Source organism: Delftia tsuruhatensis NBRC 16741, from assembly GCF_001571325.1.
GTDB lineage: Bacteria > Pseudomonadota > Gammaproteobacteria > Burkholderiales > Burkholderiaceae_C > Comamonas > Comamonas tsuruhatensis.
The window spans coordinates 1-635 of record NZ_BCTO01000135.1; the positions used below are offsets into that span (position 1 = coordinate 1).

General features: G+C 50.7%; 2 rRNA genes. Both read right to left on the minus strand.

From position 1 onward, the window contains the following. Positions 1-8: 8 nt before the first annotated feature. Positions 9-121: ribosomal RNA gene (rrf, locus tag DTS01S_RS29310) — 5S ribosomal RNA — on the minus strand. Positions 122-247: 126 nt separating this feature from the next. After that, positions 248-635: ribosomal RNA gene (locus DTS01S_RS29315) — 23S ribosomal RNA — on the minus strand; the annotation flags it as partial.

Here is a 635-nt window from a genome sequence, read left to right on the forward strand (position 1 = left end):
CTGTAAGAGCCTGACGATGACCTACTTTCACACGGGAACCCGCACTATCATCGGCGCAAAGTCGTTTCACTGTCCTGTTCGGGATGGGAAGGAGTGGTACCAACTTGCTATGGTCATCAGGCATAACTTGTTGTCATGCTGCTCTTGCGAGCAACACAACGAATTCATAGAGTCTGTAATCAGCTTTGTATTTTGACTGCGCCTTACTTGGCATAACCACCTTGATGATCAACGTCATCAAAGTTATAGGGTCAAGCCTCACGAGCAATTAGTACTGGTTAGCTTAACGCATTACTGCGCTTCCACACCCAGCCTATCAACGTCCTGGTCTTGAACGACTCTTCAGGGGGCTCAAGGCCCCGGCAGATCTCATCTTGAAACGAGTTTCCCGCTTAGATGCTTTCAGCGGTTATCTCTTCCACACTTAGCTACTCGGCAATGCCACTGGCGTGACAACCGATACACCAGAGGTGTGTCCACTCCGGTCCTCTCGTACTAGGAGCAGGCTTCCTCAAATCTGCAGCGCCCACGGAAGATAGGGACCAAACTGTCTCACGACGTTTTAAACCCAGCTCACGTACCTCTTTAAATGGCGAACAGCCATACCCTTGGGACCGACTACAGCCCCAGGATGA